The 14,873-nt window shown below is 57.6% G+C and carries 16 protein-coding genes; 2 read left to right on the top strand and 14 right to left on the bottom strand.

Annotated features, from left to right (window positions below; translation table 11 throughout):
* Positions 1-6: 6 nt before the first annotated feature.
* From LCH64_RS16000 to rpmH, 14 genes are all read right to left on the bottom strand, one after another.
* Positions 7-543 carry a F0F1 ATP synthase subunit delta gene (locus tag LCH64_RS16000; RefSeq protein WP_003229779.1) on the bottom strand — a complete coding sequence of 179 codons (537 nt, stop codon included), beginning with the start codon at positions 541-543 and terminating at the stop codon, positions 7-9.
* A 12-nt stretch (positions 544-555) separates the two neighbouring features.
* Entirely contained in the window at positions 556-1,026 is a 471-nt protein-coding gene (locus LCH64_RS15995) for a F0F1 ATP synthase subunit B (RefSeq protein ID WP_003229781.1), read from the bottom strand.
* 59 nt (positions 1,027-1,085) lie between these two features.
* Positions 1,086-1,343: a F0F1 ATP synthase subunit C gene (gene atpE / locus LCH64_RS15990; protein WP_003097235.1), complete on the bottom strand. Its 258-nt coding sequence runs from the start codon at positions 1,341-1,343 to the stop codon at positions 1,086-1,088.
* A gap of 133 nt (positions 1,344-1,476) precedes the next feature.
* The gene (gene atpB / locus LCH64_RS15985; RefSeq protein WP_003229782.1) at positions 1,477-2,346 is read right to left on the bottom strand and encodes a F0F1 ATP synthase subunit A; all 870 of its coding nucleotides are present in this window, start codon (positions 2,344-2,346) and stop codon (positions 1,477-1,479) included.
* A 16-nt stretch (positions 2,347-2,362) separates the two neighbouring features.
* A complete protein-coding gene (locus tag LCH64_RS15980) occupies positions 2,363-2,770 on the bottom strand; it encodes a F0F1 ATP synthase subunit I (RefSeq protein ID WP_003229783.1) in 408 nt (135 codons plus the stop codon).
* Between the two features lie 148 nt (positions 2,771-2,918).
* A complete protein-coding gene (locus tag LCH64_RS15975; RefSeq protein WP_003229785.1) occupies positions 2,919-3,791 on the bottom strand; it encodes a ParB/RepB/Spo0J family partition protein in 873 nt (290 codons plus the stop codon).
* A gap of 9 nt (positions 3,792-3,800) precedes the next feature.
* A complete protein-coding gene (locus tag LCH64_RS15970; protein ID WP_003229787.1) occupies positions 3,801-4,598 on the bottom strand; it encodes a ParA family protein in 798 nt (265 codons plus the stop codon).
* A gap of 18 nt (positions 4,599-4,616) precedes the next feature.
* On the bottom strand, positions 4,617-5,261 hold the full coding sequence (rsmG, locus tag LCH64_RS15965) for a 16S rRNA (guanine(527)-N(7))-methyltransferase RsmG (RefSeq protein WP_003229789.1): 645 nt from the start codon (positions 5,259-5,261) through the stop codon (positions 4,617-4,619).
* On the bottom strand, positions 5,258-7,156 hold the full coding sequence (gene mnmG / locus LCH64_RS15960; RefSeq protein ID WP_103484003.1) for a tRNA uridine-5-carboxymethylaminomethyl(34) synthesis enzyme MnmG: 1,899 nt from the start codon (positions 7,154-7,156) through the stop codon (positions 5,258-5,260). The genes rsmG and mnmG overlap by 4 nt, the downstream gene beginning before the upstream one ends.
* Before the next feature lie 553 nt (positions 7,157-7,709).
* Positions 7,710-9,080 (bottom strand): tRNA uridine-5-carboxymethylaminomethyl(34) synthesis GTPase MnmE, encoded by a 1,371-nt coding sequence (gene mnmE, locus LCH64_RS15955; protein WP_226500715.1) that lies wholly within the window; start codon positions 9,078-9,080, stop codon positions 7,710-7,712.
* 81 nt (positions 9,081-9,161) lie between these two features.
* A complete protein-coding gene (yidC, locus tag LCH64_RS15950) occupies positions 9,162-10,844 on the bottom strand; it encodes a membrane protein insertase YidC (protein WP_201136175.1) in 1,683 nt (560 codons plus the stop codon).
* 2 nt (positions 10,845-10,846) lie between these two features.
* Positions 10,847-11,092 carry a membrane protein insertion efficiency factor YidD gene (gene yidD, locus LCH64_RS15945; protein WP_010565858.1) on the bottom strand — a complete coding sequence of 82 codons (246 nt, stop codon included), beginning with the start codon at positions 11,090-11,092 and terminating at the stop codon, positions 10,847-10,849.
* Entirely contained in the window at positions 11,085-11,486 is a 402-nt protein-coding gene (gene rnpA / locus LCH64_RS15940; RefSeq protein ID WP_045122860.1) for a ribonuclease P protein component, read from the bottom strand. Before rnpA ends, yidD begins: the two co-directional genes overlap by 8 nt.
* Positions 11,487-11,502: 16 nt before the next feature.
* Positions 11,503-11,637 (bottom strand): 50S ribosomal protein L34, encoded by a 135-nt coding sequence (gene rpmH / locus LCH64_RS15935; protein ID WP_003213577.1) that lies wholly within the window; start codon positions 11,635-11,637, stop codon positions 11,503-11,505.
* A 566-nt stretch (positions 11,638-12,203) separates the two neighbouring features.
* Between rpmH and dnaA the strand changes: the two genes are divergently transcribed.
* Together dnaA and dnaN are read left to right on the top strand one after the other, a co-directional pair.
* Complete coding sequence (dnaA, locus tag LCH64_RS15930; RefSeq protein ID WP_226500714.1) at positions 12,204-13,718, top strand: chromosomal replication initiator protein DnaA; 1,515 nt, start codon at positions 12,204-12,206, stop codon at positions 13,716-13,718.
* A 39-nt stretch (positions 13,719-13,757) separates the two neighbouring features.
* Complete coding sequence (gene dnaN / locus LCH64_RS15925) at positions 13,758-14,861, top strand: DNA polymerase III subunit beta (protein WP_003220202.1); 1,104 nt, start codon at positions 13,758-13,760, stop codon at positions 14,859-14,861.
* Positions 14,862-14,873: the final 12 nt, after the last annotated feature.

Genomic DNA, 14,873 nt, shown 5'->3' with positions numbered 1-14,873 from the left:
TCAAACTCAAGATTTCAATGCTTCGGCAAGTTTCGCGATTTTGCCGCGAATCGAGCCATCGATAACCAGGTCGCCGGCGCGGATGACAACACCCCCAATAAGGGATTTGTCTTCCTCGACTTGCAGGCGCACTTCCCGGTTGAGTCGTGCACTGAGAACCTTGGCGAGTTTGTCTTGCTGTTCTTGGTTCAATGCAAAAGCACTGGTCACTTCAACGTCTACCGATTTCTCTTGTTCGGCCTTGTACAGGTCGAACAGAGCGGCGATCTCCGGCAGAAGCGGGAGACGGTCGTTTTCGGCAACGACATTGATGAAATTCTGTGCCTTGGCATCGAACTTGTCGCCGCACACGTCAATGAACGTGGCGGCCTTTTCTGCGCTCGTCAGTCGCGGGGCCTTGAGCACGCGCTGCATGGTGTCGTCTTGCGACACCGCTGCTGCCAGGCCGAGCATGGCTGACCAATTGGCCAGTTGCTGGTGGGCCTGAGCGTGCTCGAAGGCCGCCTTAGCGTAAGGTCGGGCCAACGTGGTCAGTTCTGCCATGATCGCCCTCGCTTAGATTTCAGCAGCCAGTTGGTTAACCAGCTCTGCGTGCGCGTTTTGATCGATTGTGGCACCCAGGATCTTCTCGGCGCCGCCGACAGCCAGCAAGCCCACTTGGGCGCGCAGCTTGTCTTTGACACTGTTCAGTTCCTGTTCGATCTCGGCTTGAGCCTGAACCTTCACACGGTCAGCGTCGACACGGGCTTTTTCAACAGCCTCTTCGACAATCTGGTTACCGCGTTTCTTGGCTTGCTCGATGATTTCAGCTGCCTGAGCTTTCGCTTCGCGCAGTTGCTGACCCGCTTTCTCTTGGGCCAACTCCAGGTCGCGAGCTGCTCGGCTGGCAGCGTCCAGACCATCAGCGATCTTCTTTTGACGTTCGTGCAGAGCAGCGATGACCGGAGGCCATACATACTTCATGCAGAACAGTACAAAAATCAGGAACGCAACGGACTGGCCAATCAGGGTCGCATTAATGTTCACGCCAACACCTCGCAGTTACGTTGTCCATCACACCAAATTACTCGGAAGAATCCGGGTAATTAGCCAGCGATCTGACCAACGAACGGGTTCGCAAAGGTGAAGAACAGAGCGATACCAACACCGATCATGGTTACGGCGTCGAGCAGACCGGCAACGATGAACATTTTAACTTGCAGCATTGGAACCATTTCTGGCTGACGCGCTGCGCCTTCCAGGAACTTGCCGCCCAGCAGGCCGAAACCAATTGCGGTACCCAGTGCGCCCAGGCCGATCAACAGTGCAACAGCGATAGCGGTTAGACCAACTACAGTTTCCATCTTTCCTCCCGACTTTTACGTCGTATGGTTTAGGTTTTTTAGATTAAAGCGGTAAAACAAATCGTTTCAGAGGCCCGTTTAAGAGCCCCCTCCCGTTTGACCGGGAGGGACATCAGATCAGCCGAGGCTGCTCTTAATGGTTTTCTTCGTGCGCCATCGACAGGTAGACGATGGTCAGCATCATGAAGATGAACGCCTGCAGGGTGATGATCAGGATGTGGAACACCGCCCACGCCCACTGCAGAACAACGCCCAGGCCGCTCAGCCAGAGCAGGCCGCTGCCGAACATCACAGCGATCAGAATGAACACCAGCTCGCCGGCATACATGTTGCCGAACAGACGCAGAGCCAGAGAGATCGGTTTGGCGATCAGGGTCACGAATTCCAGCAGGAAGTTCACCGGGATCAGCAGGGCCTGAACGAAGATGTTCTTGCTGCCGAACGGGTGCAGGGTCAGTTCGCCGATGAAGCCGCCGATGCCCTTGACCTTGATGCTATAGAAAATGATCAGTGCGAAAACCGAGAACGCCATGCCCAGGGTCGCGTTCGGGTCGGTCGTCGACACGGCGCGGAACGGGATGTGGTGGTCGCCGGTGATCAGGATGGCCAGCTGAGGAATCCAGTCGACCGGTACCAGGTCGACGGCGTTCATCAGGAACACCCAGACGAAGATGGTCAGTGCCAGCGGTGCGATCACCGGGCTACGGCCATGGAAGCTGTCTTTCACGCTGCCATCGACGAATTCGACCAATACTTCAACGAAGTTCTGCAAAGCACCTGGCTGACCCGAAGTCGCTTTCTTTGCCGCCATGCGGAAAAGAAGAACGAAGATCAGACCCAGCGCGACCGACCAGCCGAGGGTATCGACGTGGAAAGCCCAGAAGCCCATTTCCTTGGCTTCTGCTGCGGTGTGGGCAAAGCCCCAGCCGCCGTTAGGTAGCTGACCGAAGGTCAGGTTCTGCAAGTGGTGCTGGATATAGCCCGAAGCGGTTGTTTCTGCCATGGTTGCCTCAAACGCCCTAAGGTCTCGAAAGTCTTGTTCTCATCAGCAGGGGAGCGAACCAGCTGACCGACTGAGTCAGCACGAAAGCGCCGAATACTGCGATCGGCGCCAATGGCTTCACACCTGCAAACACCAGTGCAAACAGCACTGCCGTCAAAATCAGTTTGCCTGCCTCGCCGGCATAAAATGACCGGACGATGGACTGGGCTGCTCGGGCGCCGGAAAACCGAAATGCCTTGTGAGCGAAATAAACATTGGGCAGCAAGGCTATCAGGCCTCCGCAAAGTCCCGAGTATCCGGCAACGACTCCGTGCCATTGCCAGAGCGCCAAAGCGGCAATGAGCAAAATGACAAATTGAGCCATCAACACCGGAAAAACCGCCAGGCGATGGAACGGCAGGCGGTTTGGCTTGCGGGTTTCCATCACGATTGCTCTCCAATGGTCGGCTGCCAAAATTCAATAACTTGGCATAATTTGTGCCGACAAAATGCGCGCAGAGTATAGGGGCGGTTCTGCCCCTATTCAACTGTCAGGTAGTGATTTCCGACTGCGCGCTACATGAGGAAATGTTTCAGCGGATGTGTGCGAGCACACCTTGAAGCTCATCGAGGGAGTTGTAACCGATCACCAACTGACCTTTTCCCTTCTTCCCGTGGCGAATCTGCACCGCAGAGCCTAGGCGCTCGGCCAGACGCTGTTCGAGCCGGGCGATATCCGGGTCGGGTTTGGCCGCTTCCACAGGCTCCGGTTTACCACTCAACCACTGGCGAACCAGTGCTTCAGTCTGGCGCACAGTCAGGCCGCGTGCGACAACATGTCGCGCCCCTTCCACCTGCTGATTGTCCGGCAGACCGAGCAAAGCCCGGGCATGACCCATTTCCAGGTCACCGTGGGACAGCATGGTCTTGATGACTTCCGGCAGTGCAATAAGCCGCAACAGGTTAGCCACAGTCACGCGAGACTTACCCACAGCCTCGGCAACCTGTTGTTGAGTGAGCTGGAATTCCTGCTGCAGGCGCTGCAAGGCGACCGCTTCCTCGATCGGGTTGAGGTCTTCACGCTGGATGTTCTCGATCAGCGCAATGGCGATCGCGGTTTCATCCGGCACATCACGGACCATTGCCGGGATGGTTTCCTGCCCGGCCTGCTGGCTGGCGCGCCAGCGGCGTTCACCGGCGATGATCTCAAAACGGCCACCGCCAATCGGGCGCACCACGATCGGCTGCATCACGCCTTGTGACTTGATCGACTGCGCCAGCTCTTCCAGCGCCTGTGGATCCATGTCGCGGCGCGGCTGGTATTTGCCACGCTGCAGCAGATCCAGCGGCAGGTGTTGCAGTTCACGGGTATCGGCCTGCGCCGCCTGTTCTTCCAGCGCGCTGACGGTCGGACCACTCAGCAGTGCATCCAGTCCACGTCCGAGACCTCGTTTCTTGACGGCCATGGGGATTCCTTAAGTTGGCTGGGCAGCGGCGATGCGTGAATTTTTGCGCTGACGGCGAACCATCTCGCCGGCCAGGGCCAGGTAGGCCAGAGCGCCGCGCGATTGCTTGTCGTAGGCCAGTGCGGGCATACCGTAGCTCGGTGCTTCGGCCAGCCGGATGTTGCGCGGGATCACCGTGTCGTACAGTTGTTCGCCAAAGTGTTCCTTGAGCTGCGCCGAGACGTCGTTCATCAGGCTCAGGCGCGGGTCGTACATGGTGCGCAGCAAACCCTCGACTTTCAGGTTCGGATTCAGCAGTTCGGCGATGCGCTTGATGTTATCCACAAGGTCGCTCAAACCCTCAAGCGCAAAGTATTCGCACTGCATGGGGATAATCACCCCATCGGCGGCAACCAGTGCGTTCAGGGTGAGCATCGACAGCGACGGCGGGCAGTCGATCAAAATGTAATCGTAGTTTTCACGGATCGGCGCCAGCGCACTGCGCAGACGGCTTTCCTTCATCTGCATTTCCAGCAGAACCACTTCAGCCGCGGTCAGGTCGCGGTTGGCCGGCAGCAGTTGATAACCGCCGTGCTCGGAGTAGTGCATGGCCTGGGCCAGATCGCATTCGCCGATCAGCAGGTCGTAGACCGAGTTTTCCAGGCCATGTTTATCCACACCGCTACCCATGGTGGCGTTGCCCTGTGGATCGAGATCGATCAACAGCACCCGGCGCTTGGTCGCGACCAGGGATGCTGCGAGGTTGATGCAGGTGGTGGTCTTGCCCACACCACCCTTCTGGTTCGCTATCGCGAATACCTTAGCCATTCTTGCTTGTGTTCCCAATCATGCCGTGCGGCGCAGTATCAGCAGATGGCGTTGGCCTTGGCAACCGGGTACGGCCAAGGCGTGTTCGCTATCGAGTTTGAAGTCTGCCGGCAATGCTACCAGCTCATCGGCCGGATGGACGCCCTTCATTGCCAGCCAGCGCGTGTCGGCATCGCCGAGGTGGCGAGTCCAGTTGGTGAAGTTCTCCATGCTGCTGAACGCCCGGGAAATGATCCCGTTGAATGGCTGGGCAGGCTGGAAGGCTTCGACGCGACTGTGGATAACTTGCAGGTTATCCAGTTTGAGTTCGAGTTTGACCTGAGTCAGGAAGCGGGTTTTCTTGCCGTTGCTGTCCAGACAGGTCACTTGCGAGTCCGGATACAGGATCGCCAACGGGATGCCGGGCATGCCGCCGCCGCTGCCGACGTCGAGCCAGCGACCGTTTTCGATAAACGACATCACGCTCAGGCTGTCGAGCAGGTGCCGCGAAACCATTTCGTCGGGATCGCGTACGGCGGTCAGGTTGTACGCCTGGTTCCATTTGATCAACAGGGCCAGGTAACCCAGCAGCAATTCGTGCTGGGCTGCGCTGAGATTGACACCGAGCTCGCGGGCTCCTGTGGATAACTCTTCGGCGTGTTGCGAAGTGACCTTAGAACTCAAGCGCTTTGCTCCAACTGACGGCCCGCGCCGCGTTTTTTCAAATGAATCATCAACAGCGAAATCGCTGCCGGGGTCACACCCGGGATCCGCGAAGCCTGGCCGAGCGTCTCCGGACGCGTCGCACCGAGCTTGCTCTGGATCTCCTTGGAGAGACCGGAAATGTTGGTGTAATCGATATCCACAGGCAGTTTCGTGTCTTCACTGGCGCGCAGACGGGCGATTTCGTCCTGTTGACGGTCGATGTAACCGGCGTACTTGGTCTTGATCTCGACCTGTTCGGCAACCTGTGGATCTTCGGCGCCCTGCCCGGTCACTTCGACCAGACCAGCGTAGTCGATTTCCGGACGACTCAAGAGATTGAGCAAGTTGTATTCGTGAGTCAGCGGCGTACCGAATTTTTCCGCAATGGCATCGCCCTGCTGCGTGCCAGGGCGAACCCAGGTGCTTTTCAGGCGCTGCTCTTCGAGTTCGATGCTTTCGCGTTTCTTGCAGAAAGCCGCCCAGCGCGCGTCATCGACCAGACCCAGCTCGCGACCTTTTTCGGTCAGACGCAGGTCGGCGTTGTCCTCGCGCAGGATCAGGCGGTACTCGGCACGGGAAGTGAACATGCGGTACGGCTCTTGGGTACCGAGGGTGATCAGGTCGTCGACCAGCACGCCGATGTACGCCTCATCGCGACGCGGACACCAGGCTTCTTTGCCCTTGGCACGCAACGCGGCGTTGGCCCCGGCGAGCAAACCTTGCGCACCGGCCTCTTCGTAACCGGTGGTGCCGTTGATCTGGCCAGCGAAGAACAGACCGCCGATGACTTTGGTTTCCAGGCTGTACTTCAGGTCGCGCGGATCGAAGTAGTCGTACTCGATCGCATAACCCGGACGCACGATGTGCGCGTTTTCCATACCGCGGATCGATTGCACGATCTGCAATTGCACGTCGAACGGCAAGCTTGTGGATATCCCGTTCGGGTACAGCTCATGGGTGGTCAGGCCTTCCGGCTCGATGAACACCTGATGGCTTTCCTTGTCGGCAAAGCGATGGATCTTGTCTTCGATCGACGGGCAGTACCGTGGACCGATGCCCTCGATTTCGCCGGCAGCGGAATACATCGGCGAACGATCGAGGTTCGCCGCGATGATTTCGTGGGTACGGGCGTTGGTGTGGGTAATCCAGCAACTGACCTGGCGCGGATGTTGTTCCTTGTTGCCCATGAACGACATGACCGGGATCGGCGTATCGCCCGGTTGCTCGGTCATGACCGAGAAATCCACAGACTTGCCATCAATGCGTGGTGGGGTACCGGTTTTCAGGCGACCGACACGCAGCGGCAGTTCACGCAGACGATGCGCGAGGGCAATCGACGGCGGATCACCGGCGCGACCGCCGGAGAAATTCTGCAAACCGATGTGGATAAGTCCACCGAGGAAGGTACCGGTGGTCAACACCACGGAATCGGCGAAGAAACGCAGACCCATTTGGGTGACAACACCGCGTACCTGCTCTTGCTCGACGATCAGGTCGTCAGCGGCCTGTTGAAATATCCACAGGTTCGGCTGGTTTTCGAGGATTTCGCGGACAGCGGCCTTGTACAGAATCCGGTCGGCTTGCGCACGGGTCGCCCGTACGGCCGGACCTTTGCGGCTGTTCAACACGCGAAACTGGATGCCACCCAGATCGGTAGCCATGGCCATCGCGCCGCCGAGGGCGTCGATTTCCTTGACCAGATGGCTTTTGCCAATGCCGCCGATGGCCGGGTTGCAGCTCATGGCACCGAGGGTTTCCACGTTATGCGTCAGCAACAGGGTTTTTGCCCCCATACGTGCTGAGGCAAGTGCTGCCTCGGTACCGGCATGACCGCCGCCGATGACGATCACTTCAAAACGGGAAGGGAAATCCACCACGCACCTCGTGCCTGCTTAAGTAGGTAATTCAGGAATAGTTTGAGATCAGGTTTCTGGACCTGGTCGACAAGTATAGGGACTTCGCCCTTCCTAAAGAACCCTTTGCACAAAATTTAACCAGCTGTGGAGAACTCGAAGTTAAAAGAATAAAAAAGAGAGAAATTTATAAAACCTTTGTTTTTATGTTTATTCTTACTGACCGTCCTTTCTGTGGATAGATTGCTACAGGCCTTATTATTCAATGTGTACAGAGTTTCAAAACCCTGTTATCAGGTGCCAATGAGGCCCTTGGATAACCGGTTTAAGCCTGTGGATGAATGGGGTGGTTATCCACAGAGGCAGTTATATCCAGTTTTGAGGCCCTGTTATCAACTGACCTCATTGGCAGTTATTCACAGGGCTTAATCCACAGAAATCAGCTGAATGAGTGATTGGCGGGCAGCGGAAATCCGCTCAGGGCGAGAGAATCTGCCCGGCACTGGAGAATGGAATTGAGAAATGAGGAGTGCAGACAGGCCGCGAACGGGCCTGTCTGTGAACAGCAGAAGGGTTATTTGCCGATGCAGAAGCTGGAGAAGATCCGCCCAAGCAGGTCATCGGAGCTGAATGCCCCGGTGATTTCGCCCAGAGAGTGCTGCGCCTGGCGCAAATCTTCGGCCAGTAGCTCACCGGCACCGGCCAAGGTCAGCTGTGTACGACCATGTTCCAGCGCTGCACTGGCGTGGCGCAGAGCTTCCAGATGCCGGCGACGGGCACTGAAGCTGCTTTCCGAGGTTTGCTCGTAGCCCATGCAGGCCTTGAGGTGTTCGCGCAGCAATTCCAGACCTTCGCCGGCAGATTTAGCGCTCAGGCTGAGGGTCACATGGCCATCGTCGCTGACTTCCAGAGCGATTGCTTCACCCGTCAGGTCAGCCTTGTTGCGGATCAAGGTGACCTTGGCCGGATCCGGCCGGGTTTCGAGGAATTCCGGCCACAGGGCAAACGGATCTGCAGCTTCCGGCGCGGTGGCATCGACTACCAGCAGCACCCGATCCGCTTCAGTGATCGCCTTCAACGCACGCTCGACGCCGATTTTTTCTACCTGATCATCGGTATCGCGCAGACCGGCGGTGTCCACCACGTGCAACGGCATGCCGTCGATGTGGATATGTTCGCGCAAGATATCGCGGGTGGTGCCGGCAATCTCCGTCACAATTGCGGCTTCGCGGCCGGCCAGGGCATTCAACAGACTGGACTTGCCGGCATTCGGACGACCGGCGATCACCACCGTCATGCCATCACGCAACAACGCGCCCTGCCCGGCTTCACGCAGCACAGTGGATAACTCTTCACGCACCTTGTCGAGCATGCTCAGCACGTGGCCATCGGCGAGGAAGTCGATTTCCTCTTCCGGGAAGTCGATGGCGGCTTCGACGTAGATGCGCAGGCCGATCAGTTGTTCGGTGAGGTTATGCACACGCTGGGAAAACGCCCCCTGCAGGGAGCGCAAGGCATTGCGTGCAGCCTGTGCAGAACTGGCTTCGATCAGGTCGGCAATGGCCTCGGCCTGAGCCAGGTCGAGTTTGTCGTTGAGGAACGCGCGCTCGCTGAATTCACCCGGACGAGCCAAACGGCAACCCAGTTCCAGGCAACGCTTGAGCAACATGTCGAGAACGATCGGGCCACCGTGCCCCTGCAACTCCAGCACGTCTTCGCCGGTGAACGAGTTGGGTCCCGGGAAATACAGCGCCAGACCTTCGTCCAGCACCTGCCGGTCATCACTGAAAAATGGCCCGTAATGCGCGTAACGCGGTTTCAGTTCGCGGCCGCTGATGGCTTTGGCCGCAACACTGGCCAACGGCCCGGAAATACGGACGATGCCGACACCGCCACGACCTTGAGCGGTGGCGACGGCGGCGATGGTTTCACGAGGTGCGCTCATAAACCGGAATCCAGACAAAAGTGGCAGATAGCAAAACGCCCCACTAGGGGGCGTTTTGAGTGGTGTTATCCACAGAGTAAGTTACGCCTCGGCTTTTTTCGTCGCCGCTTCGATCTTACGCGTGATGTACCACTGTTGGGCAATCGACAGGCAGTTGTTCACAACCCAGTACAGCACCAGACCAGCAGGGAACCACAGGAAGAAGAAGGTGAAGATGATTGGCATCATTTTCATGACCTTCGCCTGCATCGGATCCGGCGGAGTCGGGTTCAGACGCTGCTGGATGAACATGGTCGCGCCCATGATGATCGGCAGGATGAAGAACGGATCCTTGATCGACAGGTCGGTGATCCACAGCATGAACGGCGCCTGGCGCATTTCCACGCTTTCCAGCAGAACCCAGTACAGCGAAAGGAAAACCGGCATCTGCACGAGGATCGGCAAGCAGCCGCCCAGCGGATTGATCTTCTCTTTCTTGTACAGCTCCATCATGGCTTGCGACATTTTCTGCCGGTCATCGCCATGTTGCTCTTTCAGTGCAGCCAGTTTCGGCGCCACGGCACGCATGCGCGCCATGGATTTGTAGCTGGCAGCCGACAGCGGGAAGAAGATGCCCTTGATCAGCATGGTCAGGAAGATGATCGACCAGCCCCAGTTACCCACGATCGCGTGGATGTGTTGCAGCAACCAGAAGATCGGCTGAGCGATGAACCACAGAATGCCGTAGTCGACAGTCAGTTCCAGACCTGGGGACAACTCTTTCAGTACGGCCTGGCTTTTCGGACCGGCGTACAGAATGGCGCTGGTTTCAACTTTGGCACCCGGTGCAGCGGTCAGCGAAGGACCGGTGTAACCGATGATGTAGTTGCCCTTGCTGTCTTTACGCGTCTGAACGATGTTGTTTTCGCCCTTCGGCGCAACCCATGCAGTCACGAAGTAGTGTTGCAGCCAGGCTACCCAGCCACCGGTGACGGTTTCCTTGAGCTGACCTTTGTCCATGTCTTTCATGGACACTTTCTTGTACGGCTCGGAACTTGTCCACAGGGCGGCGCCCAGGTAAGTCGCGGTACCGGTGGCAGTGGTCGACGAAGGGTCGGCACTGGCGTCGCGCTTCAGCTGGGCGAACATCGAACCGGACCAAGGCTGAGCGCTCTGGTTATCCACAATGTAGCTGACGGTCACGTCATACAGGCCGCGTTTCAGAGTGAAACGCTTGATGTAGTTGACGCCGTCCTTGCTGAACTTCAGGTCGACGACCAGTTGGTCCTGACCGTCAGCCAGTTGATAACTTTTCTTCTCCGAGGAGTAAACCGGACGACCGGCCGGGCTTGCGTCCGGACCGTTGGTGCCGATCAGGCCGCTTTGTGCCAGATAAGTACGCTCGCCGCCGTTGTCGAACAGCTGAAACGGCACATCAGGACGGTCCTGACGACGTGGATACAGTGGCAAAGTCAGTTGAGCAACGTCACCGCCCTGTGGATCGATCGCCAGATCGAGCACGTCGGTTTTGACCTGGATCAGATCCTTGCTGGCAGCGACCGGAGTTTCCACAGGCGCGCTGGTATCGCTTGCGGCACGCGGAATATCGTCACTGGCGGAAGCGTTATTGCCAGGAACGGTGTCCGGCAAACCGGATGCAGTCGTACTGGAAGCAACATTCTGAGTCGGCAGGGCAGCCTGGCCATAGTCCTGGTTCCATTTAAGAACCATAACGTAGGACACGATTGCCAGGGCGACGATCAGGATCGTGCGTTTGATATCCATGATTACTCGGCCATCGAAGAAGAACGGGAGGTAGGGATAGGTGGAACCGGGTCATAACCACCGGGATTCCACGGATGACAGCGACCTAAACGACGAAAGGTCAGCCAGCCACCGCGCAGAAGGCCATGATTTTCGATGGCTTCTAACGCGTAGCAGGAACAACTGGGGTAGAAACGACAGTGATCAGCCATCAGGGGACTAATGGCATAGCGATAAAACTGGATCGGAACGAGGGCCAGTTTACGCATCTGGACTGTCTACCCCTACAGTTTCGGTGTTGACTGCTGGAACTGGCTTGTTACGGGCCAGGCGTTTCCAGAGTTTGCCGAAATGCTGAATCAATTCGGGGTTTTCTACATCGCCCAAACCTTTACGCGCGACGATAACGATGTCCCAGCCGACCAGTGAGTCCTGGTGCAGACGGAACGATTCGCGCATCAGACGTTTGAGGCGATTGCGCTCAACGGAGAGCTTTACGCTCTTTTTCCCGATAACCAGCCCTAGACGGGGGTGATCGAGATCGTTGTTGCGCGCAAGGAGCAGGAGATTTTTCCCCGGAACCTTGCCGGTAGGGGAGTCAAAGACTGCCTTGAAATGCCGGGGGGTAAGCAGACGCTTTTCCCGACTGAAGTCCTGACTCACCTCCAGTGCCGGATTATCAAACTGCCAGACGCGCACGACCTTTGGCGCGGCGACGCGACAGGACGGCACGACCGTTCTTGGTAGCCATGCGAGCACGGAAACCGTGGGTACGAGCGCGTTTGATAGTGCTTGGTTGGAAAGTACGTTTCATGTCGTGTTACCTGGTTCGTCCACAACGGGCCGGAATGGCCCCCGTTTTAAGAGACCGGGGATTCTAGAGAAAGCAAGCCTTCAGGTCAATTTCCAACCAACGTTTCCTTATAAATAGATATCTGGAGCATCCAGAACCAAGACCTTGTCTGCCAAACATAAAAATAAAGAAGGGAATTATTTAAAGCTTTTCTGTAAAGCTTATAAAAGCTAGGGCGACAGTCTTCTGTGGATAACCACGTTCAGCCCTTGTCTGGCTTGATGTACAGAGAATGACAACTACAGTGGAAAACCGTGGTCAGCCTGTGCTGCGCTGTCGGATAACCTGTGTGTGGAACCGTCAGTTATCCACAGGCAGGTTATCCACCGAGTTCCACCCCCAGTTGTCCAGTGCCCTCAGAGGCGGTTATCCACAGAGCTTATTCACACACCGTTGGTCGCCTTTTTACCGGTTAACGCATTGATTAATCATGGTCACCACACAACCTGCATGTGGATAAGTGGACGGCTCGCCGTTACAATGGCCGCTTGTTTTTGCCTCACCGGCTTTCAACTTAGGGGATATCCGTGTCAGTGGAACTTTGGCAGCAGTGCGTGGAGCTTTTGCGCGAGGAGCTGCCTGCCCAACAATTCAACACCTGGATCCGTCCACTACAGGTCGAAGCCGAAGGCGACGAGTTGCGCGTCTACGCACCGAACCGTTTTGTGCTGGACTGGGTCAACGAAAAGTACCTCGGTCGCGTCCTTGAACTGCTGGATGAGCACGGCAACGGCATGGCGCCAGCGCTTTCCTTATTAATAGGCAGCAAACGCAGTTCTGCACCGCGTGCCGCGCCGAATGCACCGTTGGCTGCGGCGCAAGCTCAGGCCAATGCCGCGCCGGCCAGCCCGCCAACGCCAGCGCCGAGCGCAACCCCGGCCAAGCGCTCGACGCAGAAAACCGAGGAAGTCAGTGAAGAGCCGTCCCGCGACAGCTTTGATCCGATGGCCGGTGCGGCGTCGCAACAGGCCCCGGTTCGCGCCGAACAGCGCACTGTGCAGGTCGAAGGCGCGCTCAAACACACCAGCTACCTGAACCGCACCTTTACCTTCGAGAACTTCGTCGAAGGCAAGTCCAACCAGCTCGCCCGTGCGGCGGCCTGGCAAGTAGCGGATAACCCGAAGCACGGCTACAACCCGTTGTTCCTTTATGGCGGCGTCGGCTTGGGTAAAACCCACTTGATGCACGCGGTGGGTAACCATCTATTAAAGAAGAACCCGAATGCCAAGGTCGTGTACCTGCATTCCGAGCGCTTCGTGGCTGACATGGTCAAGGCGCTGCAACTGAACGCGATCAACGAGTTCAAGCGTTTCTACCGTTCGGTGGACGCGTTGCTGATCGACGATATTCAGTTCTTCGCCCGTAAAGAGCGTTCCCAGGAAGAGTTTTTCCACACCTTCAACGCCCTGCTTGAAGGTGGCCAGCAGGTCATTCTCACCAGTGACCGCTACCCGAAAGAAATCGAAGGCCTTGAAGAGCGCCTCAAATCGCGTTTCGGCTGGGGCCTGACGGTTGCCGTCGAGCCGCCGGAACTGGAAACCCGCGTGGCGATCTTGATGAAGAAGGCCGACCAGGCCAAAGTCGAGTTGCCGCACGACGCGGCGTTCTTCATTGCCCAGCGAATTCGTTCCAACGTCCGCGAGCTGGAAGGAGCGCTGAAACGCGTGATCGCCCACTCGCACTTCATGGGCCGCGATATCACCATCGAGTTGATTCGCGAATCCCTGAAGGACTTGTTGGCACTGCAGGACAAACTGGTCTCTGTGGATAACATTCAGCGCACTGTCGCCGAGTACTACAAGATCAAGATTTCCGACCTGCTGTCCAAGCGCCGTTCGCGCTCGGTGGCTCGTCCGCGTCAGGTGGCCATGGCATTGTCCAAGGAACTGACCAACCACAGCCTGCCGGAAATCGGCGATGTGTTTGGTGGTCGCGACCACACGACGGTGTTGCACGCCTGCCGCAAGATCAACGAACTTAAGGAATCCGACGCGGACATCCGCGAGGACTACAAGAACCTGCTGCGTACACTGACCACTTGATGAACACCAGCGCAGCTTATTAAGGCAAGGGACTAGACCATGCATTTCACCATTCAACGCGAAGCCCTGTTGAAACCCCTGCAACTGGTCGCAGGCGTCGTCGAGCGCCGACAGACCTTGCCGGTACTGTCCAACGTGCTGTTGGTCGTCGATGGCCAGCAACTGTCGCTGACCGGTACCGATCTGGAAGTCGAGCTGGTGGGTCGCGTGCAACTCGAAGAGCCGGCCGAAACCGGCTCCATCACCGTGCCTGCGCGCAAGCTGATGGACATCTGCAAGAGCCTGCCCAACGACGCGCTGATCGACATCAAGGTCGACGAGCAGAAGCTGGTCGTGAAGGCCGGCCGTAGCCGTTTCACCCTGTCGACCCTGCCGGCCAACGATTTCCCGACGGTTGAAGAAGGCCCGGGTTCGCTGACCTGCAGCCTGGAGCAGAGCAAACTGCGTCGTCTGATCGAACGCACCAGCTTCGCCATGGCCCAGCAGGACGTGCGCTACTACCTCAACGGTATGCTGCTGGAAGTTTCGGCCGGTGTGATCCGCGCCGTGGCCACCGACGGTCACCGTCTGGCGATGTGCTCGATGCAGGCCGATATCGGTCAGCCGGATCGCCATCAGGTGATCGTGCCGCGCAAGGGTATTCTGGAACTAGCGCGTCTGCTCACCGAGCCGGATGGCAACGTCAGCATCGTTCTGGGTCAGCACCACATCCGCGCCACCACCGGCGAATTCACCTTCACCTCGAAGCTGGTCGACGGCAAATTCCCGGACTACGAGCGCGTTCTGCCGAAGGGCGGCGACAAGCTGGTACTGGGCGATCGTCAGGCCCTGCGTGAAGCGTTCAGCCGTACCGCGATCCTGTCCAACGAGAAGTACCGCGGCATCCGTCTGCAACTGGCCAACGGTCAGTTGAAGATCCAGGCCAACAACCCGGAGCAGGAAGAAGCGGAAGAAGAAGTGGGCGTTGAATACAACGGCGGCTCGCTGGAAATCGGCTTCAACGTGAGCTATTTGCTCGACGTGCTGGGCGTGATGACCACCGAGCAGGTTCGCCTGATCCTGTCCGACTCCAACAGCAGTGCGCTGGTGCAAGAGTCCGACAATGACGACTCGGCTTATGTTGTCATGCCGATGCGTCTGTAATCAGCTGATCCT

Origin of the sequence: Pseudomonas sp. MWU16-30322 (genome assembly GCF_020515535.1) — a bacterium.
In the GTDB taxonomy this organism is placed as follows: domain Bacteria; phylum Pseudomonadota; class Gammaproteobacteria; order Pseudomonadales; family Pseudomonadaceae; genus Aquipseudomonas; species Aquipseudomonas fluorescens_H.
The sequence above is the reverse complement of the archived record's forward strand: the minus strand, read 5'-3'. Positions and strand labels throughout refer to the sequence as shown.